We start from the raw sequence: 25,007 nt of genomic DNA, 5'->3' as shown, positions 1-25,007 counted from the left end.
TTAATAATTCGTCATTATATAATGACATACCTTGCTTGTGATATATTGAAACATGTACAATAAACAAAAGATAACTATAGGTGGGTGAGTGATGAAAAAACTAATAATAAAAGTTATTGGTGTACTATTATTGATTTCTTTCTTGATATATCTTTTTTACTCGCCACGTTTGAAGTTTGACGTTTTGGAAAATCCAAATAAAAATTCGACAAAAACAACTCAAAACAAAGACTTTCAAGAAAATGAGCAAAATGTTGAAAATACAATGCCCAAGGAAGGGATAGGAACTTGGATTGGCCAAAATCTAAAAAAACTTACAGATACATATGGACAAGCTGAAAGAGTGTATTCATATAAAGGTGATTTTAAAAATTATGTATTCAAAGAAAAGGATCAATATTATTTAGTTACAACTAAACATAATATAATTAAATCTGTATATGCTACTGGAAAAGAAGCAAAAGTAAATCCAGTCAAAATATCTGATAATGCTTCAAATGTATTCGAGAAATTTAGCATAAATCCAGAACCAACAATCAAAGCAAATGGAAAAAAATATGAGTTAGAAATTTCCGATTCAGATATGAAAACTCAAACACTTATAAAATTTAAAGATATTTATGCTCAAATTTATATTGATCAACAAGCAAATAAAATTGTTGCAGTAAGATATTTAGACAGTGATGCATTAGCAGCGTTTAAACCTTATCAAATGTTGGGTGATAAAGAAGATGGAGAAGTTGCACGTAAACAAAAAGATTTACCATATGAGCAAAACGCAAACCAATTGATGACATTATATGAAATTACTAATGAAATGAGAAAATTAAAAGATGCTAAACCTTTGCGTATAAATAATGATTTAGCACATATTGCATCATTTAACTTGTATGAAGCAATTGGGACTGATAGTGTTGAATTTACTGAGGATGCTTTAAAACAGCAATTAAATGAGCAAGAAATACCATTTGTATCTACGAGTCAAAACGTGGGTTATGATTTCAATGAAGTGCCAACACTTATTCATAGTTGGTTAAATTCGGATATTCATCGATCTAGAATGTTGAACTCAAAATATAATGAAATGGGTGGGGAAGTGACAAATGGTTACTATACGCTCATTTTTGTAGAAGATAAATAGATAGGAGTTAGTTGATTATGATAACTGAAGAAACACTGACCGTACTCGACGAAATAGAAGCCTTAAGTGATAAAATATTAGAGTCTCGTTTGTATCAAGAATATAGAGAATCAGAACAAGCGCTTGCTGATAATGACGAAGCACATCTCTTGTATCAAGCTTTTTTAAAATCAAAAGATAAATATGATGAAATTATGCGTTTTGGTAAATACCACCCAGATTACCAGAACGTAATGTTAGATACGCGTAAACGTAAAAGGGCTTATGAAATGCTGCCAGTCGTTATGGATCACAAACAAAAAGAAGTTGCATTGCAGGAATTGATTGATCAAGTGATTGTGAAAATTGCATATGCTGTTTCTGAAAATGTAAAGATTGAAGCAGGTAATCCATTTTTTCAAAAAGACGCAGGTGGTTGTGCAACAGGTGGATCATGTAGCTGTTCACTATAAATAAAGTAGGGCAACGAAACCAAAAATTTATTTTGGTCTCGTTGCCCTGTTTTTTTAATTTTAATGATAAGTATTTTTAAATCGTTGTGCTAAATCAGGTCTGTCAGTTACTAATGTGTGTGCCCCGTAAAAAACCAAATCGTTCATTAAATCAAGGTTATTTACGCCACAATAACCTGGGACGATATTGCGTTCATTTAACCATTTGATAAACTTAGGTGAAGTTAACTTTATACCTTTAAATGATACAAACAGTTGGAAAGTGTTGGCACGGGGTTGAAAAGTATTACCTAGGCCCGTATAAAATTTCAACAATCCTTCTGCTACCTCGTTTTGACTTGCGCCAATAGCTACAGTTCCATTACTTATTATATTAAAGCGCTCAATTTGTTTACTGTAGAAGCTTGATACTAAGACGCGTTGTTGTGCATTATTAGCAACGATAATTTCATAAATGATTTCAGGGGCAAGCTGACCTTGTTCACTTTTTGGATCATCTTGTAAATTAACACTTATAAGTTGATTAGGATACGTTTTTAATAATTCATCAAATGTTAAAATTTTTGCATCTTCATGGCCACGATAAGGATGAACGCCGTTAATATCAGTAAAGTGGTAGCCAGCATCTAATTGTTTAAGTTCTGCTAACGTATGTTCTGATATTTTTCCGGAACCATTTGTAGTACGATCGATGTCATTATCATAAAAAACAACAAGTTCATGATCTTTTGTTAATCTTACATCTGTTTCAAATCCATCTATTTCATGGGCTACCGCGTTATCAAAAGCTAATTTAGTTTGCTCAGGTCTAACCGCCATACCACCGCGATGTGCAAAAATATATGGTGCAGGTTTAGAAAAGAAAGGTGGTATACTTTGATTATGTGGTTTAGCACTGTATTTAGTAAAAAAGAAAATACTACCCATTAAGCCTACAGTACCTAAAAATCCACCTTTAATTAGTTTGTTGAATTTTGTCACGAACATTCCTCCTCAAGTTGTGTATATAAAGTAATATAGCAAAAGTACAGGAGAGTTCAAAATAATTGTTATTTATAAATTGAAAAAGACATGATATTATATAATGGCTAATAATTGGAGTGATAAGAATATGAATGTTATACCTAGAATAAGTTTGATTATATATTTGAAACACATGAAACATGAAAGACAGATAAGAAAATTTGGTCATATTGTAAGTGCAAATAGACAAGGTCGTTTCTTAGTTATGTATATTAATGAGTCAGAAGCGGATGATATTGTAAACAAATTGATGAAACTTAAATATGTTAAACATGTAGAAGGTTCGCCTTATAAGTATTTGAAGAAAACTTATGAGAAAGAGCAACATGAAATCATGTAAGTTACTCTACAAATCATAACCTTTTGCACATCAATAGTGTATAAATAATAGTTTCATCAACGAATAAATATATGGAAGCCACAATAGTACAACGTATGTCTAATGTGGCTTATTTTTTTCTTTATTGTAAGGGTGGTATCCATCTTTGTAATCTTAAGACACTAGTTAAATAATTGAAATATAACTCAGTTTCGTGGAATAATTCGAGTGGTTGAACTTCAATGGCTTTTACGTCTATATTATATTTAGCTGCTTGATCGTTAATCATTTCAAATTTTTTGTTTGAAGTTGGATATGGATAATTAAGTGCATTAAGCATAATATACATTGCTTGAAAATGCTGCCCACTAGTTGGTTTCATAATTAGAGCGACAGATGAACGTTGATTTTCAGATTTAGGTGAATGGAAATAAACAAGGTGATCGATTCTTTCGAAATTGTATTCGATTAATGTATTAAACTCAAACAAATCTGTTAGGCCTTCACCTAATTTTATAAATGATTGTTTCATTAATAATGTTCCTCCTTAATCATTGCATTAAGCATTATATAAAATTTATTTTAAGAATGGAAGTGTCTATTATATGAGAGTAATATCTGGTGTACATAAAAGTAAAGCTTTAGAGAGTATGGAAGGGCGCAATACGAGACCAACAATGGATAAAGTTAAAGAAGGTATTTTTAATAGTTTACATGAAGTTTCAGGTATAGGTTTGGACTTATTTGCTGGGAGCGGTGCTTTAGGAATCGAAGCGTTGTCACGTGGTATGGATCAAATGATTTTTGTAGATCAAAATTTTAAAGCAGTGAAAGTGATTAAAGCAAATTTAAGAACATTAAATATTGAAGCACAAGCAGAAGTATATAAAAACAGTGCCGACCGTGCTTTAAAAGCCTTATCTAAACGAGATATACAATTTGATGTGATATTTTTGGATCCTCCTTATGAAAAAGGTTTGATAGATGAATCACTCGAAGGTATCGCAAAGTTTAATTTGTTAAAAGAAAATGGTATTATCGTTTGTGAGTTCCATCATCACGAGAATATAAAAACTGAACCATTCCATGTGATAAAACGTTATCACTATGGATTGACAGACACTTTGTTATTAGAAAAAGGAGATTAAAATGTCTACAACTAAAGCAGTCATTCCAGGGAGTTTTGATCCAATTACATATGGGCATATTGATATTATAGATAGAAGTGCGGATCGCTTTGACGAGTTACACATTTGCGTTTTGAAAAATAGTAACAAAGCAGGTACTTTTTCTATTGAAGAACGTATTGAGTTAATTGAGGAATCAGTAAAACATTTAAATAATGTGACAGTACATCATTTTAATGGATTATTAGTTGATTTTTGCGACGAAATCGGCGCACAAACAATAATCAGGGGATTAAGAGCTGTGAGTGACTTTGAATACGAGTTAAGACTAACATCTATGAATAAAAAACTTAACAGCAACGTAGAAACGATGTATATGATGACAAGTACAAATTATTCTTTTATAAGTTCAAGTGTCGTAAAAGAAGTAGCAGCATATAAAGCTAATGTGTCAGATTTTGTACCTGTACATGTTGAAAAAGCATTAAATGAAAAATTCAAGAAATAACAAAAAGAGTGGTTCAATAATCTAATTAGAGATTTTGATTATTGAACCACTCTTTTTGGATTTATAAACAAATAGTTAGGTTAACAAAGTTTATGTCATACAGATGCGCTTTAAACGCGTATGACATGTGTATTGAAATCATTGGCAGTTTCACCTGAAATGAGGTTATAAATTTTTGTAGCGTGTATTTCATGTTTAAAAAAATGTGCATTTTGTTTATTTAGTTGAGTAATATAATTGCGTTCAGGAAAAATTTGTTTCAATTGTTTTAAATATTGCTGTCCTTTTTGAGTCATGCCTAAGACCCTAACAGCATGTATTGCTTCAGGTTTTTGTTGCTGTTTCAAATTCAATAAAATATTCATTAATAATCGTTGAATGTGTGTATAGGTAAATCGTTTCGTTTTTAATAGAGTCATAAACTGTTCGAAATTTTCTGCTTGGTCAATAAATTGAATTACTCGATTTTCGAAACCTTCACTCATGGTATAGATTTGGTTTAAGGAATCTGTATCTTGGTTTAATATTGCGTATTTTAAATAGTGGAATGTGTCATTTACTGAAACATTTGGAACAGTATAATAGGGGTGAACAGACTCAGGAACTACTTGTTTCCATTGTGCATTAGCATTTTGAAGTGATTTGCGAATTGAAGTGCCGCTCGCAAAACCTAAGTTCGCTATTTCTTTGTCATGATGTGCACTTTGCAAACGTGATATAGTCCATGGTTGTATTGTTGGTGCCCATTTTTGAATTGCTCTGATATAAGAAATACCAAGTGTATTATTTGGTGAAGACAGTAATTCATTGTTAGTTATTAGTTCACTAAGGATTCTAGGATAACTCTTACCTTCTTTTGTTTTTTCGGCAAACTGTATGGATTGTTCTGCATTTGAGATGTCTTCTGCTAATGTTAGAAAAGCATCTATATTTCCAGACTCACTACCAAAAGATAAATGATCAATATTTAAATAATTAGCAACTTTTACGGCTAATTCAGCAAAATATTGTCCTGCCGATAACGATGCAAAGACAGGAAGTTCAATTACTAAGTCAACTGCGCTTAATGCCATACGCGTGCGTTTAAATTTATTATAAATTGCTGGTTGTCCTCTCATTACAAAGCTTCCACTCATAATTGCGACAGAAACTTCAGAGCCGGTTATTGACTTTGATTGCTGAGCATGATATAAGTGACCATTGTGGAAAGGATTATATTCAGTGACTAGTGCAACACTTTTCATTTGCAATTCTTCCTTTCAGAATTCATTATAGTTATTGTAACAGATATAATTGTGTTAAGAAAAAATCTTGACAACTTATGTCTATAAAGTTAAAATAAATTTTGTGCTTGATAGAGGTGAAGCCATATGAAATGGTCAATAACACAATTAAGAAAATTCCAAGATAAACCATTTGAGTTCCATCAAACGGTTAATTTTGATCATTTAGTAAAATCATTAGATTTAATAGATCTATCTGATATTGATGTTGAGGGTGAACTAACCGTCAGATCAAATGAAGTCATTGCAGATATGCATATAACAGGAACATACACAATGGCATGTGCACGTACATTGGTTCCAGTTGAAGTTCCTTTAGATATTAAATCTCAAGAGATTTTTGATTTAGAGGGATACGAGCAGTATGGCAACGATGAAGAAGATGATGAACATTACCATGATGCAACAGACGGTATGATAAATCTAAAGGATATTGCTGAAGAATTAGTTATTATTGAAAAGCCAATGCGTGCTTTTTCAAATGAAAGCGATCAGATGTTACGAGAAGGTAATGGTTGGGAAGTTATTGACGAAGAACAAGCGATTGAACTTGCACAAGAGAAGGAATCTTCCGAATCAGAGCAAATCGATCCTAGGCTTCAAAAACTACAACAATTATATGACGAAGAGCAATAGCGGATTTAACTAATCTATAGTATAATGGATTATTGAATCTAAAAATATCTATTTAGTGTTTGAATATAAGGAGGATTATCATGGCAGTACCAAAAAGAAGAACGTCAAAAACAAGAAAAAATAAACGTCGTACGCATTTAAAAATTTCAGTACCTGGTATGACAGAATGCCCAAATTGTGGAGAATACAAATTATCTCACCGTGTATGTAAGAACTGTGGTTCATACAATGGCGAAGAAGTTGTATCAAAATAATTTCAATAATTTAAAGGTTACGTTATAACCTAATCGAATCGTTCATTAATTATTCACTTGATAATTTTTGGACGATTTTTTATTTTAGTGGTAGGATTTTTTTATTATCAACTGATGGGTTGTGTAAAAATGATGGAAACAATAAATGCGCAAATTATTATAAATAAAATAGAAAACAATGAAGTTCAATGGCTATATGATCACTTTAGTGAATATTTTCAAGATGTCACATCTATAAATGACTTGGAACAAATATTAAGTAATTATAATGCCATTAGAGGTCAGAACCATTTATATAGACACTTACATATAAATCGACATCAAGAATACATTTGGTTTGATAATAAAATGACTACAGGGGTAAGTGTTTTTCTGAATAAATATCAGGAAATTATTGGGATGACGTTGGTACTGATTAAACATATACGTGGTATGAAACAATCAAAGCAATATTACACAATACCGATTAAATCCAAATGTTTTGTTTATTGGGGCGGTGATAATGAGTTAATCAATTATCACTATCAATATAAAAATCAGAGACTAGCAATGGACCTTATAAAAGTTGAAGACGGATGCACATATAACGGTGATTCAAATCAATGTGAAAATTATCATATTTATGATTTGCCCATTGTTGCTCCAGCAAATGGTGTTGTTGAAGAAATCGTCGACGGAATCTCAGATAGTATACCTGGTGAGATGAATACTGTTCATCCTGAAGGTAATTATATAGTTATAAAACATGGTCATAAAGAATATAGTTTGATTGCACACATTAAACCACATTCATTTAAAATTGAAAAAGGTGACGAATTATTACGTGGCCAACATATAGCTAACGTTGGTAATTCCGGCAATTCATCAGAACCGCATATTCATTTTCAAGTAATGAATGATAAAAACTTGCAAGTAACACAAACATTGAAAATTCAATTCCATAATAATATTGCTCCTGTTAAAGGAGATGAAATAACGTATAATGGTGATAGTATATTAATAGAAAAAGAACAACCGTTTTCTAAAATCGCAAAAAATATTCATACAAATATTACACACTTATTCAAAGGTTGAAAATAAATTGATAAAGAGGCTATGCTATGGAAATGATTACTTCAGCACAAAATAGTAAAGTTAAAAGCGCGAATAAATTAAAAAAGAAACGCGAAAGAGATAAAACTGGATTAGCACTTATTGAAGGTTACCACTTAATTGAAGAAGCATATAAAAGTAATTTGATAATCCAACAATTATACGTTGTCGATGCAGAAAGATTGGATGACAACTTAAAGAATTATGCACAAGAAGTATTTGAAATTAATCTGAAAGTTGCGGAAGTATTATCAGGTACAGTGACACCACAAGGTTTTTTCGCTGTTATTGAAAAACCTGAATATGAAATAACTTCTGCTAAACAAGTGTTGCTTATCGATTGTATACAAGATCCAGGCAATTTAGGCACTTTAATCCGTACTGCAGACGCTGCAGGGCTAGATTTGATAGTGCTTGAAAAGGGGACTGCAGATCCTTATCAGGATAAAGTATTACGTGCAAGCCAAGGGAGTGTATTCCACTTACCTATCGTCACAAAAGATTTAAGTGAGTTTATTGAAAACTTTGAAGGCGAAGTATATGGTACAGCATTAGAAAACGCAGTAGATTACCATCAAGTTTCAAGTCAAGATGCTTTTGCATTATTACTAGGTAATGAAGGCGATGGTGTAAATTCGAAATTATTAGAACAAACAACACAAAATTTAATAATTCCAATTTATGGTAAGGCTGAAAGTTTAAATGTTGCTATTGCAGGGAGTATCGTAATGTATCACTTGAAAGGTTGACCCCTTTGTGAATAATCGTATATAATAAAGACAATGAAATTTAAATAATTACCGATAAAAAGACTTAAACTATATCATACAGATGTATAAGGGAGATTATTCAAGACTGAAAGATAATCCACTGTATTTAGTTTTTTTCACCTTTTTGGTTACTTAAAGAAATTTAAGTCGGATATCATTTCCGTTATCAATGACAACAAGTGTATGCTTATGCATAAATTTGGGTGGTACCACGGAAGGCTTTCGTCCCAGTTTCAAGGGATGAAAGTCTTTTTTGTGTTTTTTAATTTAAATAACTCGATCATATTTTAAAAATAGGAGGGCTAAGTATGACACAAACTGAAGCTATGTCAGAAATAAAACAACAAGCATTAGTCGATATCAATGAAGCTCAAAATGAAAAAGAATTACAAGATGTAAAGGTTAAGTATTTAGGAAAAAAAGGTTCGGTTACTGGTTTAATGAAGCATATGAAAGATCTACCGAACGAAGAAAAACCTGCTTATGGTCAACAAGTAAATGAAGTGAGACAGACAATTGAAGGTGAAATTGACTCACGCCGTGAATTGTTAGCAAATGAACAATTAGAACAACAACTTAAAGAAGAACAAATCGATGTAACCTTACCTAGCCGTAAAATTGCTAATGGTGCAAAACATCCATTAACACGCACTATTGAAGAAATTGAAGATTTATTCTTAGGTCTTGGTTACGAAATTGTAGATGGTTTTGAAGTAGAGCAAGATTATTATAATTTTGAAGCATTAAACCTACCAAAATCTCATCCAGCTAGGGATATGCAAGACAGTTTTTACATAACTGATGAAATATTGATGCGTACACACACATCTCCAGTTCAAGCAAGAACTATGGAAAAGCGTAATGGACAAGGACCGGTTAAAATTTTATGTCCGGGGAAAGTTTATCGTCGTGACTCAGATGATGCTACACACAGCCATCAATTTACGCAAATTGAAGGATTAGTTGTAGATGAAAATATTAAAATGAGTGATTTAAAAGGAACATTAGAATTATTGGCAAAACAATTATTCGGTGAAGATAGAGAGATTCGTTTACGCCCAAGCTATTTCCCATTCACAGAACCTTCAGTAGAAGTAGATGTATCTTGCTTCAAGTGTAAAGGAGAAGGTTGTAATGTATGTAAACACACAGGCTGGATTGAAATTTTAGGGGCTGGGATGGTGCATCCTAACGTACTTGAAATGGCAGGATTTGATTCAACTAAATATTCAGGTTTCGCATTTGGAATGGGGCCGGACCGTATTGCAATGTTGAAATATGGTATAGAAGATATAAGACATTTCTATACCAATGATGTACGTTTCTTAAGTCAATTTAAAGCAGTAGAAGATAGAGGTGAAAAATAATGTTTATTTCAAAAGAATGGTTAGAATCATATGTTGAGGTTGATCAACCTGTTAACATACTTGCAGAACGTATTACACGAACTGGTATAGAAGTAGACGATATCATTGATTATACAAAAGATATTAAAAACCTAGTTGTAGGCTATGTGCAATCAAAAGCAGCACACCCTGACGCTGATAAACTCAATATTTGTCAAGTTGATATCGGTGAAGAAGAACCAGTCCAAATCGTTTGTGGCGCACCTAATGTAGATGCAGGCCAAACAGTTATTGTTGCAACAGTAGGGGGTAGATTGCCTGGTGGAGTGAAAATTAAACGTGCAAAGTTACGTGGAGAACGTTCAGAAGGCATGATTTGTTCACTTCAAGAAATTGGTGTACCAACTAACTTAGTCCCTAAACAATTCGAGGACGGTATCTATGTGTTTTCATCAGAAGTAACTCCAGGAATAGATGCGTTAAGTGCATTATACTTAAACGATCAAGTTATGGAATTTGACCTTACACCAAATAGAGCTGATGCATTGAGTATGATTGGTACAGCTTATGAGACAGCAGCATTATATAATGTGCCAATGGTAAAACCAGAAACACAAAGTAATGAAAATGATGAACAAACTAATGATGAAATCAGCGTAACTGTTCAAAATGACGATAAGGTACCTTATTATAGTGCACGTGTTGTAAAAGATGTGACAATCAAACCTTCCCCAGAATGGATGCAAATGCGCTTGATTAAAGCTGGTATTCGTCCAATTAATAATGTGGTTGATATTTCAAATTATGTTTTAATCGAATATGGTCAACCATTACACATGTTTGATAAAGACCAAATTGGTTCTAAAAAAATCGAAGTTCGTCAAGCAAAAGAAGATGAAATTATAACAACATTAGATGATCAAGAACGTAAATTAGTAGCATCTGATATCGTAATCACAAACGGTAATTCACCAATCGCTATTGCTGGCGTTATGGGTGGAGATTTCTCAGAGGTAACTGAAGCGACAACAAATGTTGTTATTGAAGGTGCTATTTTTGATCCAGTATCAATTCGCCATACATCAAGACGTTTGAATTTAAGAAGTGAAGCTTCTAGTCGTTTTGAAAAAGGAATTGCTACAGAATTTGTAGATGAAGCGGTTGATCGTGCTTGTTATTTACTTCAAACATACGCAGGTGGTACTGTCACACAAGGCCGTGTTGCTGAAGGTGATTTAGGCGAGTTTGTAACACCTATTGATATTTCAGTTGCAAAAGTTAATCAAACAATTGGTTTTGAACTATCTGCAAAAGACATTGAAGCTATCTTCGTTCAACTTGGTTTTGAAACTACGAACGCTGATGATGTACTAACTGTGATGGTACCTTCACGTCGTAAAGACATCACAATTAAAGAAGACTTAATTGAAGAAATCGCACGTATATATGGTTATGATGAAATTCCTTCAACACTACCAGTATTTGAACATGTTACACATGGTTCATTAACGGATAGACAGTCTAAGTCTCGTATTGTAAAAGCATCTTTAGAAGGTGCAGGCTTAAACCAAGCAATTAATTATTCACTTGTCGATAAAGAACGAGCTAATCACTTTGCATTGCAAAACCGTGATACAGTTGCGTTGTTAATGCCGATGAGTGAAGCTCACTCTACGTTACGTCAAAGTTTGATTCCACATTTAATTGATGCTGTCGCATACAATGTAGCACGTAAAAATAACCACGTGCGCTTATATGAACTTGGCCGTGTCTTCTTTGGTAACGGTGAAGGTGAATTACCAGACGAGGTTGAATATTTAAGTGGTATTTTAACAGGTGATTACACTGTGAACGCTTGGCAAGGTAAGAAAGAAGAAATTGACTTCTTCGTAGCTAAAGGAATTGTGGATCGAGTGGCGGAGAAGTTAGATATACAATTTGAATATGAAGCCAGTGAAATTAACGGTTTACACCCAGGTAGAACGGCTTACGTGAAATTAAATGGAAAAGTTATTGGATTTGTAGGAGAATTACATCCACAAATTGAAAAAGACAACGATTTAAAACGTACTTACGTATTCGAGTTGAATTATGATGAATTAATGGCAGTATCTGTAGGTTATATTAATTATCAACCAATACCTAGATTCCCAGGTGTATCAAGAGATATTGCATTAGTTATTAACCGTGATATGCCTTCAGCAAAATTAGTAAATACAATTCATCAAAATGGTGGCGATATATTACAAGAAGCTGAAGTATTTGATGTTTATGAAGGTGAACATGTCGCTGAAGATGAAAAATCTATAGCAATTCGTTTATCATATTTAGACACTGAAGATACGCTTACTGATGATAAAGTAAATGCGGTACATGAAGCAATATTGACTGCCTTACAAGCGAAAGGCGCTACAATCAGATAGCCATAATTAAAGAGTGATAGATGTTTTTAATGCTATAAAAAGTATGGCATACAGTTGAAAGTGATTTAAACAAATCAATAAAAAACACACCTCCATTTGAAGTGACTCTTAAAAGTTAGATTTTCAGTCTAACTTTTGGAACAGCACGATTTCAAACTTGGAGGTGTGTTTTACATTTATACCAGAATTATTTAATGTATTAATTATGTCTTATTGAATTTACAGTGTAAATAGAAAAACATTTCAATGGCTGTTCATAGTACAAAGGGGAGATAACGATAAATAATAGTATTAAAGGTAAATATACACTCTTATTTATGCTTTTTTTGTACTAAGTTTTCAGCTTTTTGCCTATTTGCAAAATGTTTTTTTGAAATACTATCAAGATAAGCTATGCCTCTACGCTCAATTAATTTAGCGGCGGTTAAGTCAACTTTGTTACTTGCGCCTTTAGGGATTTCCATTTTGACTGAACGAGATAAATTATCCATATGTTTAACAAATGCGTATCTTGAGATGATACTTGCAGCTGCAATAGCAATGGATTTTGATTCTCCTTTAGTTTCGAATTTAGTTTTACTGTTAAAGGGTAGTTCACTCAACGCATAGCGCTTGTATACACCAGCTTCAGCGAATTGGTCAATGACAATATAATCTAATTCCTCTGTATCAATTTTTTGTGTCACATTTTTAATAGCTTCATTGTGTAAAACAGCTTTCATTTTCACTTGAGACCAACCTACTTGTTGTTTTTCGTTATATTTATCATTGTTCATTGTTAACAATGAATGAGGGATGAAAGTTACAAGTTGTTCTGCTAGTTCAATAATCTTAGCATCAGTTAATCTTTTAGAGTCATCTACACCTAATGCTTTTAAGATTTGAACATTTTTTTTAGAGACATAAGCTGCACATACCGTAAGTGGCCCAAAGTAATCACCACTGCCAGCTTCATCGCTGCCAATACAATTATAACGGTTATATTGTATTGCTTGTTGTGAGTTTGATGATTTAGCTGTATTTTTTTTAGCTGGAACAACATTTGGTAATAATTGTGATGCAATGGATTCAGCATCTTTACCTTGAAACATTACTTTATTTGAATTATATACAGAAATAGATGTGTTTTTATATTTTGTTTTAGCTTTCATACCTTGGGATACATTTGTAGTATCAAAAGATATTTTCGACATTAATTGATCGATCTGTTGTTTAGTTAATTTGTGTACAACATTAGACATGTTATTGACCTCACTTTATATAAAAAACTGAATTAAATTTTAGACAGTTAACATCATATCATATGTGTAGAATTTGAGAATAGATTGTATGGTTTACATATGTTTTAGTGGAAGAAAATTTTTACCAATATAGACAAAATTAAAATAAATCACAAGATTTTTTAATATAACAAATCTCACCACTTACAAAATAATATTATGTCGTGTATAATAGTTCGTGATAAATATTATAAATAACTAGATTACATACTTAATGGAAGAATAAGTTCGGAAATTTACATTCAAAGTCAGGAGTTATTATATGGGTGAGTTTAAAAATCGGATTAACGTAACTATAAATGATCAACATTATACAATCGTCGGAGAGGACAACCCTGAGCATATCCGTTATGTAGCGCATTTAGTAGATGAGAGGCTGAAAACACTGGCTAGTAAAAGCGCAGGTCTTGATACTACTAGAAAAGCTATTCTTACAGCTGTAAACATAATGCATGAAAAAGTACAGTTAGAAGAAGAAAATTACCGTTTACAACAAGAAATAAAACAATTAAAAAATAGAGAAGAATAATGATTATTGATTTAATAATCGTAATTATTTTCCTTTACATAGGCATGATTGGATTTAGAAGGGGAACTTGGTTAAGTACATTACATTTAGGTTCAACACTGTTCTCACTTTGGGTGGCGCATCGTTTATATTCACAAATTTCACAACGATTAGAGTTATTTGTGCCGTTTCCTAAAACGCGTGCATATGATTTGAACTATGCATTTCAATTTGATAACCTACAGCAACGTTTTGATCATATCGTAGCATTTTTAATTATAGCAACTGTTACGAAAATACTTTGCTATGGTATTGTCGTTCTATTTGATAATGTAATAACATCTAGACAACCTAATTTGATAAGTCGTGGGTTAGGTGTAATAATGAGTGTGATTTCTTCAACTATTATTTGTGCTACTTTGTTTTATATGATTTCAATATACCCGCTTGAATTCATACAACAACAGTTGATGGAAGGGCATTTGGCTGAATACTTTGTAATTCATGTGCCATTCATATCAACATATGTACTAAATATATAAGATGCTTTAGAATATAAACATATAAGGTTTTATAAAATATAGGAGGTCAGGACATAATCAATTTACTGAATTTGAACAGTAATCTGTCTTGACCTTTTTCTATGGAGTGAAAATAATGACAAAAAAAGATATTATTCAATTATTAGAAAAAATAGCTACCTATATGGAATTAAAAGGCGAAAATACATTTAAAGTATCGGCATATAGAAAAGCCGCACAAAGCCTTGAAATTGACGAACGTCCAATAGAACAAATAGAAGATGTGACTCAATTAAAAGGTATCGGCAAAGGCGTAGGTGAAGTAATAGATGAATACCGTAAAAATGGCACTTCATCTACATTAGAATCTTTGAAGCAAGAAGTACCAGAAGGTCTTATTCCATTATTGAAAATTCAAGGTTTAGGTAGTAAAAAAATAGCTAAATTGTATAAAGAATTGGAAATTGATGGGAAAGAAGCATTACAAGCTGCATGTGAACAAGGATTGGTAAGTGAATTAAGTGGTTTTGCCAAAAAGACAGAACAAAATATATTGGAAGCTGTAAAAGCATTAGGCGCTAAAAAAGATAATTATCCTATTGATCAAATGCGTGGATTAAATAAAATTATAGACGCTTATTTGTCACAAATTGACGCTATTGTACAATATGAAGTTGCTGGAAGTTTTAGAAGGTATAAAGAAATGAGTAAGGATTTGGATTATATAATTAGTACAGATGAACCAGCTAATGTGCAACAAGCATTATTAAATATTCCGAACAAAGTAAAAGATGTCGCCGTTGGTCAAACAAAAGTATCATTAGAACTAAGTTTTGATGATGAAACCATTGGTGTTGATTTTAGGCTGATTGAACCATCAGCGTTTTATCACACGTTACAGCACTTTACAGGTTCCAAAGATCATAATATTCGCATACGTCAATTAGCAAAAGAACAAGATGAAAAAGTGAGCGAATATGGAATTGAACAAGCAGACGGAAACATCATTCAATACCAAAGTGAAAAAGAGATTTATGAACACTTTGGTGTTAATTGGATAGAACCTGCAATTAGAGAAGATGGCAGTGAGTTTGATAAAGACTTATCAGAAATTATAAAATTAAATGATATCCAAGGGGATATTCATATGCATACAACCTATAGTGACGGTGCATTTAGCATAGAAGAAATGGTCAAAGCTAATATCGCAAAAGGGTATCAATTTATGGTGATTACAGACCATTCACAGAGTTTGAAAGTAGCAAATGGTTTGTCTGTGGAAAGGTTATTACGCCAGAATGAAGAAATAAAAGCTTTAAACGAGAAATATGATGAAATTGATATTTATTCAGGGATAGAAATGGATATATTACCAGATGGTCGTTTAGATTATGATGATGAAGTATTAGCACAATTAGATTATGTTATAGCTGCAATACATCAAAGTTTTAATCAATCTCAAGATGAAATTATGCAACGTTTGGAAAATGCATGCCGCAATCCATATGTTAGACACATTGCTCATCCGACGGGACGCATCATAGGGAAACGTCCTGGTTATGAACCGAATATTGACAAGTTGTGTGAATTAGCAGCTGAAACAAATACAATTTTAGAAATTAACGCAAATCCTAAACGCTTAGATTTAAATACAGAAACTGTAAAAAAACACCCGAATGTTAAATTAACTATTAATACAGATGCGCACCATATAGACCATTTAGAATTTATGAAATATGGTATTGCAACTGCACAAAAAGGATTTGTGAAAAAAGACAGAGTTATTAACACAATGTCTCGCGAAGATTTTAAATCGCTAATAGAAAATAATATTAAATTGAAGAAATAGAGGGGTTAGATGAGACAGAAATCATTAGATGTCTTGGAATTCGATAAAATCAAATTGTTAGTTGAAAATGAAGCAATTAGTGATTTAGGAAAAGAAAAAGTTGTCGCTATGGCACCTGCAACGGATTTTGAAACAGTAGAATTTCAAATGAATGAGACCGATGAAATTGCACAGATTTACAATAAGCATCGTATGCCTAGTTTAAGCGGATTGGCAAAAGTTTCAGCATTTATCCATAGAGCCAGTATTGGTGGTGTGCTGAATGTGAGTGAATTAAATGTGATTAAACGTCTTATACAAATACAAAATCAATATAAGACATTTTATAACAATCTTATTAACGAAGAAGAGACAATTAATTACCCAATTCTCAATGACAGAATGGAACAGTTACCTATCTTGACTGATTTATATCAAAGTATACATGAAAAATGTGATGCTTATGATTTATATGACAATGCCAGTTATGAATTACAAGGTATTAGAAGTAAAATTTCCAGTACGACACAGCGAATCAAACAAAACTTGGATAAAATTGTTAAAAGTCAAGGTAATCAGAAAAAACTATCCGATGCAATTGTAACTGTACGTAATGAACGGAATGTTATCCCGGTTAAAGCGGAGTATAGACAAGATTTTAATGGTATTGTTCACGATCAATCGGCTTCAGGGCAAACATTATATATTGAGCCATCATCTATAGTAGAAATGAGTAATCAAATTAGTCGTTTGCGCAATGATGAAGCCGTTGAAAAGGAAAGGATTCTATCGGAACTCACAGGCTATGTAGCTGAAGAAGCTGAAGCTTGTTTGATGTCAGAATCTATAATGGGTCAAATTGATTTTCTAACGGCTAAAGCACGTTATGCAAGTTCAATTAAAGGGACTAAACCAGAGTTCACCGTTGAAAGAACAGTATATTTACCAAAAGCTTATCATCCTTTATTAGACCGTGATACTGTTGTAGCTAATACGATTGAATTTGCACAAGATATTGAGACGGTTATTATTACCGGTCCCAATACGGGTGGTAAGACTGTTACGTTAAAAACACTTGGCTTAATTATTATGATGGCACAATCAGGTATGTTGATACCTACACTTGATGGTAGTAAGTTGAGTGTATTTGAAAATGTGTTCTGTGATATTGGTGATGAACAATCAATTGAACAATCTCTTTCTACATTTTCTTCTCATATGAAAAATATCGTTGAAATTTTACAAGAAACTACAAAACATAGTTTGATTTTATTTGATGAATTAGGGGCAGGTACAGATCCAAGTGAAGGCGCTGCACTAGCGATGAGTATTTTAGATTACGTACATGATATTGGTTCTTTAGTAATGGCAACCACACACTATCCAGAATTAAAAGCATATAGCTATAATAGAGACGGTGTTATGAATGCGAGTGTAGAGTTTGATGTTAATACATTGAGTCCAACATACAAATTGTTGATGGGTGTCCCAGGACGTTCTAATGCTTTTGACATTTCAAAAAAACTAGGACTAAACATCCAAGTTATTCAAAAAGCTAAATCTATGATTGGCCAAGACGAACAAGAAATTAATGAAATGATTGCTTCGCTTGAAACAAATTCAAAACGTGTAGATGAGCAACGAATCGAGTTAGACCACCTGCTTAGAGAAGCTCAAGATACACATGATGCTTTAGCAAAACAGTATGAACAATATCAAAATCATGAAAAGCAACTCATGAATGAAGCGAAAGAAAAAGCAAATCAACGTGTGAAATCAGCTACTAATGAAGCAGATGAGATCTTAAAAGAATTACGTGAATTGAGAGATAAAAAAGGTGCAGATGTAAAAGAACATGAATTGATTGATAAGAAAAAACAACTAGATGATCAGTATGAAGCTAAATCAATTAAGCAAAATGTTGAAAAGAAAAAATGGGATACAATTAAAACTGGTGACGAAGTTAAAGTATTGACTTATGGCCAAAAAGGTGAAGTCTTAGAACTAATCGATAATAATGAAGCAGTAGTGCAGATGGGTATCATTAAGATGAAACTACCTTTAGAGGACTTGGAAAAAACTAAGAAAACTAAAGAAGAACCTACTAAAATGATTAAGCGTGAAAATAGACAAAGTATCAAAATGGAACTGGATTTACGTGGCTATCGCTACGACGAAGCAATGGTCGCTGTAGATCAATATTTAGATCAGGCTGTACTGAGCAATTACGAACAAGTTTATATTATTCATGGTAAAGGCACAGGTGCTTTACAAAAAGGTGTGCAAAATCATTTGAAACGACATAAAAGTGTGTCATCATATAGAAACGGTATGCCAAGTGAAGGTGGATTTGGCGTAACCGTAGTAGAATTAAAATAATCGTGAGCAAGAGGTATGCAGAATATTATAAAGTCTGTTATAATTTCTTCATCATTTGAAATTTAAGGAGGATTGGCAGTTATGGCAATCGTAAAAGTAACGGATTCAAACTTTGATGAAAATATTCAATCAGGGGTAAATTTAGTAGATTTTTGGGCAACTTGGTGTGGCCCTTGTAAGATGATTGCTCCAGTATTAGAAGATTTAGCTGGTGACTTTGAAGGTAAGGCTAATATTTTAAAACTTGATGTAGATGAAAATCCATCAACAGCTGCTAAATTTGAAGTTATGAGCATCCCAACTTTAATCGTATTTAAAGATGGCGAACCAGTAGATAAAGTTGTAGGTTTCCAACCTAAAGAAAACTTAGCTGAAGTAATCGAAAAACACTTATAATAATCTAAAGAACTACCAAGTCCGGGACATATCAATGTCCTGGATTTTTTAATCAGATAGAAAATAGTTTATTGGAATGATAATAATGATTTAATCTTTCAAAAAAGTATAAGTTTAAACAGTTTATATTTAGAAGTCAGTACAGCTTAATTAAAGGCTACTATTGTTATATAATTATTCATAGAGTTAAAGCGTAAAAATTCCAATAAATTGTGTAATATAGCTAAGCTATTTTATAATGGTGTAGATATAGAATTTTAATAGTAATTGTTATGACTTTATTTATAAACTACACACAATTGAAATGTAAATGATAAAGAAAGGAGGCTGCTTGAATTATGGAAACATATCAAAAAGAGATTAAACAAAAACTTACAGTGGTACCTACTGAACCAGGTTGTTATTTAATGAAAGATCGCAATAACCAAATCATTTATGTTGGTAAGGCTAAAAAGTTAAGAAATAGATTAAGGTCTTATTTTACAGGAGCACATGATGCTAAAACGACACGCTTAGTGAGTGAAATTCGTAATTTCGAATTTATAGTTACATCGAGTGAAACAGAATCCTTGTTGTTAGAATTGAACCTAATCAAACAATACCAACCCCGATACAATATTTTATTAAAAGATGATAAAAGCTACCCTTTTATTAAAATAACTAAAGAAAAATATCCAAGACTAATTGTTACACGTACAGTTAAAAAGGGGAGCGGTAAGTACTTTGGACCATATCCTAATGCTTATTCAGCACAAGAAACTAAAAAACTATTAGATCGTATTTATCCTTTTAGGAAATGTGATAAAATGCCTGATAAATTATGTCTGTATTATCATATAGGACAATGCTTAGGCCCTTGTGTTTATCCAGTTGATTTAGAAAAATATGCAGAGATGACAAAAGAAATTACAGATTTCTTAAACGGTGAAGATAAAACGATTTTGCATAATTTAGAACAAAAAATGCAAGAAGCTAGTGAGTCTTTAGATTTTGAGCGTGCAAAAGAGTACCGAGATTTAATTCAACATATACACAATTTAAATAAAAAACAAAAAGTTACATCCTCTGACAGCACTATTAGAGATGTATTCGGCTATAGTGTGTCAAAAGGGTGGATGTGTATTCAAGTCTTCTTTATAAGACAAGGAAATATGATTAAACGAGATGCTACAATGATACCTATTCAACAGACAGAAGAAGAAGAATTTTATACATTTATTGGTCAGTTTTATGATTTAAATCAGCATATTTTACCTAAAGAAGTACATGTCCCAAAGCATCTTGATAAAGAAATTATCCAATCAGTTGTAGATACTAAAATTGTTCAGCCTCTTAAAGGTAAAAAGAAAGATATGGTAGACTTAGCTAATCATAATGCGGAAATAACACTTGAAAATAAATTTGAATTAATTGCCAAAGATGAATCACGTACAGTAAAAGCAATAGAAGAGCTTGGTGATGTGATGGGCATCCAAACACCAATTCGTATAGAGGCTTTTGATAATTCAAATATTCAAGGAGTTAATCCTGTTTCGGCAATGGTATCGTTTGTGGATGGCAAACCTAATAAAAAAGGCTACCGTAAATATAAGATAAAGACGGTAGTTGGCCCAGATGATTATAAATCTATGCGAGAAGTTGTGCGTCGACGTTATACGCGAGTACTTAATGAAGGCAGTCCATTACCAGACTTGATTATTGTAGATGGCGGTAAAGGACATATGAGTGGTGTACTTGACGTTCTTGAAAATGAATTAGGCCTTGATATACCTGTAGCAGGGTTACGTAAAAATGATAAGCACCAAACATCAGAAATTCTTTACGGTGAAAATGCAGAGGTTGTTCCCATGAAGAAAAATAGTCAGCCATTTTATTTACTTCAAAGAATACAAGACGAAGTGCATAGATTTGCGATTACTTTCCATAGACAAACAAGACAGAAGACTGGATTACAATCTGTGTTGGATACTGTAGATGGTATTGGCGCTAAAAGAAAAACAAAATTATTACGTACATTTGGTTCTATTAAGAAAATGAAAGCAGCAAGCGTAGAGGAATTAAAAAAATCAGGACTCCCACAAAATGTTGCTGAGAATCTTCATCAAGCGTTATACGATAAAAAGTAGTGGAAACTTTGTGGCATGAGAATCATTCTCATGCCCATTTTCTATTTAATTAGTGTTACAATAGCAAATAACAGGAATTCTTTTTTTACATGTATGTGGAAGCGTTTTCTAATTGAGAATATTCTCATTAACACTGTATTTTAAATTATGTATAAAAATAGACTTTGTATAATACTTCTATGTTTAAAATTGTGCAATAATATTGTGTTGTAACAAACATACAATACATAAAGAGTTATTGTACGCAGGGGTTATATAGAAATTCTAATTACTTTCACATCAAAAAAAGAAATCTAAAAAATTAATTGTTTCACAGGGGGGACTTCCTTTTGGCATACTCGAAAAATCAATTCTATTTAAGACGATTACACTCTTTACTAGGTGTAATACCAATAGGTGGATTCTTATTAGTTCATTTACTTGTTAACCATCAGGCAACTAAAGGCGTTGAAGCGTTCAACAAGGCAGCTGGATTTATGGAATCATTACCTTTTTTAATTGTGTTGGAATTTGCTGTTATTTATATTCCAATTCTGTATCACGCAGTATACGGCGTACATATTGCCTTTACGGCAAAAGAGAACGTGGGGCACTATTCAGCGTTTAGAAACTGGATGTTCTTGTTACAACGTGTCACAGGTATCATAACTTTCATATTTATAGCGATTCATTTATGGCAAACAAGGATACAACGTGCATTAGGACATGAAGTGAACTTTGATATGGTACACGACATTGTAACTCATCCAGGATGGTTGATTTTTTACATTGTATGTTTATTAGCCGTAACATTCCACTTTGCGAATGGTTTATGGTCATTCCTAGTTACTTGGGGGGTATTACAATCTAAAAAATCACAACAAATCTTTACATGGGTTTCACTTGTTGTATTCCTAGTTGTTTCATACATCGGTATTAGCGCAATATTAGCATTTTTATAAAATTACAAAATAAAGTTTCACATATATTTGAGGGAGTGACAATTTATGGCAGAGAAGAAAATTATTGTTGTCGGTGGTGGACTAGCTGGTCTAATGTCAACAATTAAAGCAGCAGAGCAGGGTGCGCATGTAGACCTGTTCTCACTTGTTCCTGTTAAACGTTCACACTCTGTTTGTGCACAAGGTGGCATTAACGGAGCGGTAAATACGAAAGGTGAAGGAGATTCTCCGTCAGTGCATTTAGATGATACTGTTTATGGTGGAGACTTCTTAGCAAACCAACCACCTGTAAAAGCAATGACTGATGCAGCACCTAAAATTATTCATTTACTTGACCGTATGGGCGTAATGTTTAATAGAACTAAAGAAGGTCTATTAGATTTTAGACGTTTCGGTGGTACGATGTATCACAGAACTGCATATGCCGGTGCTACTACAGGTCAACAATTACTCTATGCATTAGATGAGCAAGTGCGTAGCTATGAGGTTGACGGATTAGTTACAAAATATGAAGGTTGGGAATTCTTAGGTATAGTTAAAGATGATGATAATATGGCAAGAGGTATCGTTGCTCAAGATATGACAACTGCTGAAATTCAATCATTTGGTTCAGACGCTGTGATTATGGCAACTGGCGGCCCTGGTATTATCTTTGGTAAAACAACAAATTCAATGATTAATACTGGCTCAGCTGCTTCAATTGTATACCAACAAGGTGCGATGTATGCTAACGGTGAATTTATTCAGATTCACCCAACTGCTATCCCTGGCGATGATAAACTTAGATTAATGAGTGAATCAGCCCGTGGTGAAGGTGGCCGTATTTGGACATATAAAGATGGTAAACCATGGTATTTCCTAGAAGAAAAATATCCAGATTATGGTAACTTAGTTCCGCGTGATATCGCGACACGTGAAATTTTTGATGTATGTGTGAATCAAAAATTAGGTATCAACGGTGAAAACATGGTATATCTAGATTTATCTCATAAAGATCCACATGAATTAGATATTAAATTAGGTGGAATCATCGAGATTTATGAAAAATTCACTGGTGATGACCCTCGTAAAGTACCAATGAAAATCTTCCCAGCAGTACATTACTCAATGGGTGGTTTATACGTAGATTATGATCAAATGACAAATATTAAAGGTTTATTTGCAGCTGGTGAATGTGACTTTTCACAACACGGTGGTAACCGCTTAGGTGCTAACTCATTACTATCTGCAATTTACGGTGGTACTGTTGCTGGTCCAAATGCTGTAGATTATATTTCAAATATTGAAGATTCATATACAGATTTAGATGAGAGCATTTACGAAAAACACGTTAAAGATCAACAAGAAAAATTTGATCACCTATTAAATATGAAGGGCACTGAAAATGCTTATAAACTTCATAGAGAATTAGGAGAAATCATGACTGCAAATGTTACAGTTGTGCGTGAAAATAAATCGCTATTAGAAACTGATAAGAAGATTGTAGAATTGATGGAACGTTATCAAAACATTGATATTGAAGATACTCAAACTTGGAGTAACCAAGCCGTGTTCTTTACACGTCAATTATGGAATATGTTAGTACTTGCACGAGTAATCACTATTGGTGCTTATAATAGAAATGAATCACGTGGCGCGCATTATAAACCAGAATTCCCAGAAAGAAACGATGAAGAATGGTTGAAAACAACATTAGCTACGTATCAAGGCAAAACAGAAGCACCTAAGTTTACTTATGAACCAGTTGATATTAGTTTAATACCACCACGTAAACGTGATTACTCTAAGGCGTCAAAGGGAGGTAAATAATTATGGTAGAAACAAAAGAAGTTAATGAAACTCCTGCACAAAACGAGCAACCTAGCCAAAAAACAATTAAATTAATTATAAAACGTCAAGACAACGACAAATCAACACCATATAATGAAGAATTTGAAATTCCTTATAGAGAGAACCTAAACGTTATAGCATGTTTAATGGAAATTAGACGTAACCCAGTTAATAGTAAAGGCGAAAAAACAACACCTGTTATTTGGGATATGAACTGTTTAGAAGAAGTTTGTGGCGCATGTTCAATGGTAATTAATGGACAAGCAAGACAATCATGTTCTGCAATTGTTGATCAATTAGAACAACCTATCAAATTAGAACCAATGAGCACATTCCCAGTTATTCGTGATTTACAAGTTGACCGTACTAGAATGTTCGATAACTTGAAACGAATGAAAGCATGGGTTCCAATAGATGGCACTTATGATTTAGGTCCAGGTCCACGTATGCCTGAGAAAAAACGTCAAACTGCTTATGAACTTTCCAAATGTATGACTTGTGGTGTTTGTTTAGAAGTTTGTCCAAACGTAACTAGTAAAAACGACTTTGTTGGTGCACAAGCAATTTCACAAGTTAGACTATTTAACCTACATCCAACAGGTTCAATGACAAAAGACGAGCGTTTGGAAGCATTAATGGGCGGTGGAGGCTTACAAGCATGTGGTAACTCACAAAACTGTGTAAATGCATGTCCTAAAGGGATACCGTTAACTACATCTATTGCCGCTTTAAATAGAGAAACATCATTCCACATGTTCAAATCATTCTTTGGTTCAGATCACCAAGTGTACTAATTGAACAATAGTATTAAAGACTTAACATTT

General features: G+C 32.9%; 24 protein-coding genes. 20 read left to right on the top strand and 4 right to left on the bottom strand.

The window, feature by feature from the left end; translation table 11 throughout:
• The first annotated feature begins 91 nt into the window (after positions 1-91).
• Together ACW5YJ_RS10600 and ACW5YJ_RS10595 are read left to right on the top strand one after the other, a co-directional pair.
• Complete coding sequence (locus tag ACW5YJ_RS10600) at positions 92-1,141, top strand: CAP-associated domain-containing protein (RefSeq protein ID WP_017724172.1); 1,050 nt, start codon at positions 92-94, stop codon at positions 1,139-1,141.
• A gap of 17 nt (positions 1,142-1,158) precedes the next feature.
• Positions 1,159-1,593 (top strand): YlbF/YmcA family competence regulator, encoded by a 435-nt coding sequence (locus ACW5YJ_RS10595; RefSeq protein ID WP_017724173.1) that lies wholly within the window; start codon positions 1,159-1,161, stop codon positions 1,591-1,593.
• 60 nt (positions 1,594-1,653) lie between these two features.
• Here the strand turns inward: ACW5YJ_RS10595 and ACW5YJ_RS10590 are convergent, their stop codons facing one another.
• The gene (locus ACW5YJ_RS10590) at positions 1,654-2,574 is read right to left on the bottom strand and encodes a glycerophosphodiester phosphodiesterase (RefSeq protein WP_017724174.1); all 921 of its coding nucleotides are present in this window, start codon (positions 2,572-2,574) and stop codon (positions 1,654-1,656) included.
• Positions 2,575-2,704: 130 nt separating this feature from the next.
• On the opposite strand from ACW5YJ_RS10590, the gene ACW5YJ_RS10585 reads away from it, so the two are divergent.
• Positions 2,705-2,956, top strand: a complete 252-nt coding sequence (locus ACW5YJ_RS10585) for a YlbG family protein (RefSeq protein ID WP_017724175.1) — start codon at positions 2,705-2,707, stop codon at positions 2,954-2,956.
• 121 nt (positions 2,957-3,077) lie between these two features.
• Here the strand turns inward: ACW5YJ_RS10585 and ACW5YJ_RS10580 are convergent, their stop codons facing one another.
• Positions 3,078-3,467, bottom strand: coding sequence for a DUF7147 family protein (locus tag ACW5YJ_RS10580; protein ID WP_017724176.1), 390 nt, complete (start codon positions 3,465-3,467; stop codon positions 3,078-3,080).
• A 73-nt stretch (positions 3,468-3,540) separates the two neighbouring features.
• On the opposite strand from ACW5YJ_RS10580, the gene rsmD reads away from it, so the two are divergent.
• Positions 3,541-4,083 (top strand): 16S rRNA (guanine(966)-N(2))-methyltransferase RsmD, encoded by a 543-nt coding sequence (gene rsmD / locus ACW5YJ_RS10575; RefSeq protein ID WP_017724177.1) that lies wholly within the window; start codon positions 3,541-3,543, stop codon positions 4,081-4,083.
• A 1-nt stretch (position 4,084) separates the two neighbouring features.
• Positions 4,085-4,570: a pantetheine-phosphate adenylyltransferase gene (gene coaD, locus ACW5YJ_RS10570; RefSeq protein WP_017724178.1), complete on the top strand. Its 486-nt coding sequence runs from the start codon at positions 4,085-4,087 to the stop codon at positions 4,568-4,570.
• Between the two features lie 110 nt (positions 4,571-4,680).
• On the opposite strand, the gene ACW5YJ_RS10565 is transcribed toward coaD, so the two are convergent.
• On the bottom strand, positions 4,681-5,814 hold the full coding sequence (locus ACW5YJ_RS10565; protein WP_426432616.1) for a nucleotidyltransferase: 1,134 nt from the start codon (positions 5,812-5,814) through the stop codon (positions 4,681-4,683).
• A 126-nt stretch (positions 5,815-5,940) separates the two neighbouring features.
• On the opposite strand from ACW5YJ_RS10565, the gene ACW5YJ_RS10560 reads away from it, so the two are divergent.
• The 6 genes from ACW5YJ_RS10560 to pheT all read left to right on the top strand — a co-directional run bounded on the left by ACW5YJ_RS10560 (position 5,941) and on the right by pheT (position 12,374).
• Positions 5,941-6,489 carry a YceD family protein gene (locus ACW5YJ_RS10560; RefSeq protein WP_017724180.1) on the top strand — a complete coding sequence of 183 codons (549 nt, stop codon included), beginning with the start codon at positions 5,941-5,943 and terminating at the stop codon, positions 6,487-6,489.
• 80 nt (positions 6,490-6,569) lie between these two features.
• Complete coding sequence (gene rpmF, locus ACW5YJ_RS10555) at positions 6,570-6,743, top strand: 50S ribosomal protein L32 (protein ID WP_017724181.1); 174 nt, start codon at positions 6,570-6,572, stop codon at positions 6,741-6,743.
• Between the two features lie 129 nt (positions 6,744-6,872).
• A complete protein-coding gene (locus tag ACW5YJ_RS10550; RefSeq protein ID WP_457338157.1) occupies positions 6,873-7,817 on the top strand; it encodes a M23 family metallopeptidase in 945 nt (314 codons plus the stop codon).
• Positions 7,818-7,843: 26 nt separating this feature from the next.
• Complete coding sequence (locus tag ACW5YJ_RS10545; RefSeq protein ID WP_457338156.1) at positions 7,844-8,584, top strand: TrmH family RNA methyltransferase; 741 nt, start codon at positions 7,844-7,846, stop codon at positions 8,582-8,584.
• Between the two features lie 329 nt (positions 8,585-8,913).
• Positions 8,914-9,972 carry a phenylalanine--tRNA ligase subunit alpha gene (pheS, locus tag ACW5YJ_RS10540; RefSeq protein ID WP_017724184.1) on the top strand — a complete coding sequence of 353 codons (1,059 nt, stop codon included), beginning with the start codon at positions 8,914-8,916 and terminating at the stop codon, positions 9,970-9,972.
• Positions 9,972-12,374, top strand: coding sequence for a phenylalanine--tRNA ligase subunit beta (pheT, locus tag ACW5YJ_RS10535; protein ID WP_457338155.1), 2,403 nt, complete (start codon positions 9,972-9,974; stop codon positions 12,372-12,374). Before pheS ends, pheT begins: the two co-directional genes overlap by 1 nt.
• A 311-nt stretch (positions 12,375-12,685) precedes the next feature.
• Here pheT and rnhC read toward each other — a convergent pair whose 3' ends face one another.
• Positions 12,686-13,615 carry a ribonuclease HIII gene (gene rnhC, locus ACW5YJ_RS10530; protein WP_107551331.1) on the bottom strand — a complete coding sequence of 310 codons (930 nt, stop codon included), beginning with the start codon at positions 13,613-13,615 and terminating at the stop codon, positions 12,686-12,688.
• Positions 13,616-13,916: 301 nt separating this feature from the next.
• On the opposite strand from rnhC, the gene zapA reads away from it, so the two are divergent.
• The 9 genes from zapA (at position 13,917) to sdhB (ending at position 24,977) form a co-directional block, all read left to right on the top strand.
• Positions 13,917-14,183: a cell division protein ZapA gene (zapA, locus tag ACW5YJ_RS10525; RefSeq protein ID WP_017724187.1), complete on the top strand. Its 267-nt coding sequence runs from the start codon at positions 13,917-13,919 to the stop codon at positions 14,181-14,183.
• Positions 14,183-14,704, top strand: coding sequence for a CvpA family protein (locus ACW5YJ_RS10520; protein WP_426432622.1), 522 nt, complete (start codon positions 14,183-14,185; stop codon positions 14,702-14,704). Before zapA ends, ACW5YJ_RS10520 begins: the two co-directional genes overlap by 1 nt.
• 115 nt (positions 14,705-14,819) lie before the next feature.
• Entirely contained in the window at positions 14,820-16,532 is a 1,713-nt protein-coding gene (gene polX, locus ACW5YJ_RS10515) for a DNA polymerase/3'-5' exonuclease PolX (RefSeq protein ID WP_457338154.1), read from the top strand.
• A 9-nt stretch (positions 16,533-16,541) separates the two neighbouring features.
• Positions 16,542-18,890, top strand: coding sequence for an endonuclease MutS2 (locus ACW5YJ_RS10510; RefSeq protein ID WP_457338153.1), 2,349 nt, complete (start codon positions 16,542-16,544; stop codon positions 18,888-18,890).
• An 81-nt stretch (positions 18,891-18,971) separates the two neighbouring features.
• On the top strand, positions 18,972-19,286 hold the full coding sequence (gene trxA / locus ACW5YJ_RS10505) for a thioredoxin (RefSeq protein WP_017724191.1): 315 nt from the start codon (positions 18,972-18,974) through the stop codon (positions 19,284-19,286).
• 338 nt (positions 19,287-19,624) lie between these two features.
• Positions 19,625-21,412: an excinuclease ABC subunit UvrC gene (uvrC, locus tag ACW5YJ_RS10500; RefSeq protein WP_017724192.1), complete on the top strand. Its 1,788-nt coding sequence runs from the start codon at positions 19,625-19,627 to the stop codon at positions 21,410-21,412.
• A gap of 329 nt (positions 21,413-21,741) precedes the next feature.
• Complete coding sequence (locus tag ACW5YJ_RS10495) at positions 21,742-22,353, top strand: succinate dehydrogenase cytochrome b558 subunit (protein ID WP_017724193.1); 612 nt, start codon at positions 21,742-21,744, stop codon at positions 22,351-22,353.
• Positions 22,354-22,398: 45 nt separating this feature from the next.
• Positions 22,399-24,162, top strand: a complete 1,764-nt coding sequence (gene sdhA, locus ACW5YJ_RS10490) for a succinate dehydrogenase flavoprotein subunit (protein ID WP_017724194.1) — start codon at positions 22,399-22,401, stop codon at positions 24,160-24,162.
• Between the two features lie 2 nt (positions 24,163-24,164).
• Positions 24,165-24,977 (top strand): succinate dehydrogenase iron-sulfur subunit, encoded by an 813-nt coding sequence (sdhB, locus tag ACW5YJ_RS10485; protein WP_017724195.1) that lies wholly within the window; start codon positions 24,165-24,167, stop codon positions 24,975-24,977.
• Positions 24,978-25,007 lie beyond the last annotated feature (30 nt).

The sequence above is a fragment of the Staphylococcus sp. mip270_02 genome (assembly GCF_054031535.1).
Note: the sequence above shows the minus strand (reverse complement) of the source record. Positions and strands in the feature narration are given on the sequence as shown.

Bases quoted from the DNA above. Each gene is read 5' to 3' on its own strand.
- sdhA (WP_017724194.1), top strand. From the start codon at position 22,399: ATGGCAGAGAAGAAAATTATTGTTGTCGGTGGTGGACTAGCTGGTCTA.
- ACW5YJ_RS10565 (WP_426432616.1), bottom strand. From the start codon at position 5,814: ATGAAAAGTGTTGCACTAGTCACTGAATATAATCCTTTCCACAATGGT.
- ACW5YJ_RS10545 (WP_457338156.1), top strand. From the start codon at position 7,844: ATGGAAATGATTACTTCAGCACAAAATAGTAAAGTTAAAAGCGCGAAT.
- sdhB (WP_017724195.1), top strand. From the start codon at position 24,165: ATGGTAGAAACAAAAGAAGTTAATGAAACTCCTGCACAAAACGAGCAA.
- ACW5YJ_RS10585 (WP_017724175.1), top strand. From the start codon at position 2,705: ATGAATGTTATACCTAGAATAAGTTTGATTATATATTTGAAACACATG.
- rsmD (WP_017724177.1), top strand. From the start codon at position 3,541: ATGAGAGTAATATCTGGTGTACATAAAAGTAAAGCTTTAGAGAGTATG.
- ACW5YJ_RS10580 (WP_017724176.1), bottom strand. From the start codon at position 3,467: ATGAAACAATCATTTATAAAATTAGGTGAAGGCCTAACAGATTTGTTT.
- ACW5YJ_RS10510 (WP_457338153.1), top strand. From the start codon at position 16,542: ATGAGACAGAAATCATTAGATGTCTTGGAATTCGATAAAATCAAATTG.
- pheS (WP_017724184.1), top strand. From the start codon at position 8,914: ATGACACAAACTGAAGCTATGTCAGAAATAAAACAACAAGCATTAGTC.
- trxA (WP_017724191.1), top strand. From the start codon at position 18,972: ATGGCAATCGTAAAAGTAACGGATTCAAACTTTGATGAAAATATTCAA.
- pheT (WP_457338155.1), top strand. From the start codon at position 9,972: ATGTTTATTTCAAAAGAATGGTTAGAATCATATGTTGAGGTTGATCAA.
- rpmF (WP_017724181.1), top strand. From the start codon at position 6,570: ATGGCAGTACCAAAAAGAAGAACGTCAAAAACAAGAAAAAATAAACGT.
- ACW5YJ_RS10595 (WP_017724173.1), top strand. From the start codon at position 1,159: ATGATAACTGAAGAAACACTGACCGTACTCGACGAAATAGAAGCCTTA.
- ACW5YJ_RS10600 (WP_017724172.1), top strand. From the start codon at position 92: ATGAAAAAACTAATAATAAAAGTTATTGGTGTACTATTATTGATTTCT.
- polX (WP_457338154.1), top strand. From the start codon at position 14,820: ATGACAAAAAAAGATATTATTCAATTATTAGAAAAAATAGCTACCTAT.
- ACW5YJ_RS10520 (WP_426432622.1), top strand. From the start codon at position 14,183: ATGATTATTGATTTAATAATCGTAATTATTTTCCTTTACATAGGCATG.
- ACW5YJ_RS10560 (WP_017724180.1), top strand. From the start codon at position 5,941: ATGAAATGGTCAATAACACAATTAAGAAAATTCCAAGATAAACCATTT.
- ACW5YJ_RS10550 (WP_457338157.1), top strand. From the start codon at position 6,873: ATGATGGAAACAATAAATGCGCAAATTATTATAAATAAAATAGAAAAC.
- zapA (WP_017724187.1), top strand. From the start codon at position 13,917: ATGGGTGAGTTTAAAAATCGGATTAACGTAACTATAAATGATCAACAT.
- coaD (WP_017724178.1), top strand. From the start codon at position 4,085: ATGTCTACAACTAAAGCAGTCATTCCAGGGAGTTTTGATCCAATTACA.
- uvrC (WP_017724192.1), top strand. From the start codon at position 19,625: ATGGAAACATATCAAAAAGAGATTAAACAAAAACTTACAGTGGTACCT.
- rnhC (WP_107551331.1), bottom strand. From the start codon at position 13,615: ATGTCTAATGTTGTACACAAATTAACTAAACAACAGATCGATCAATTA.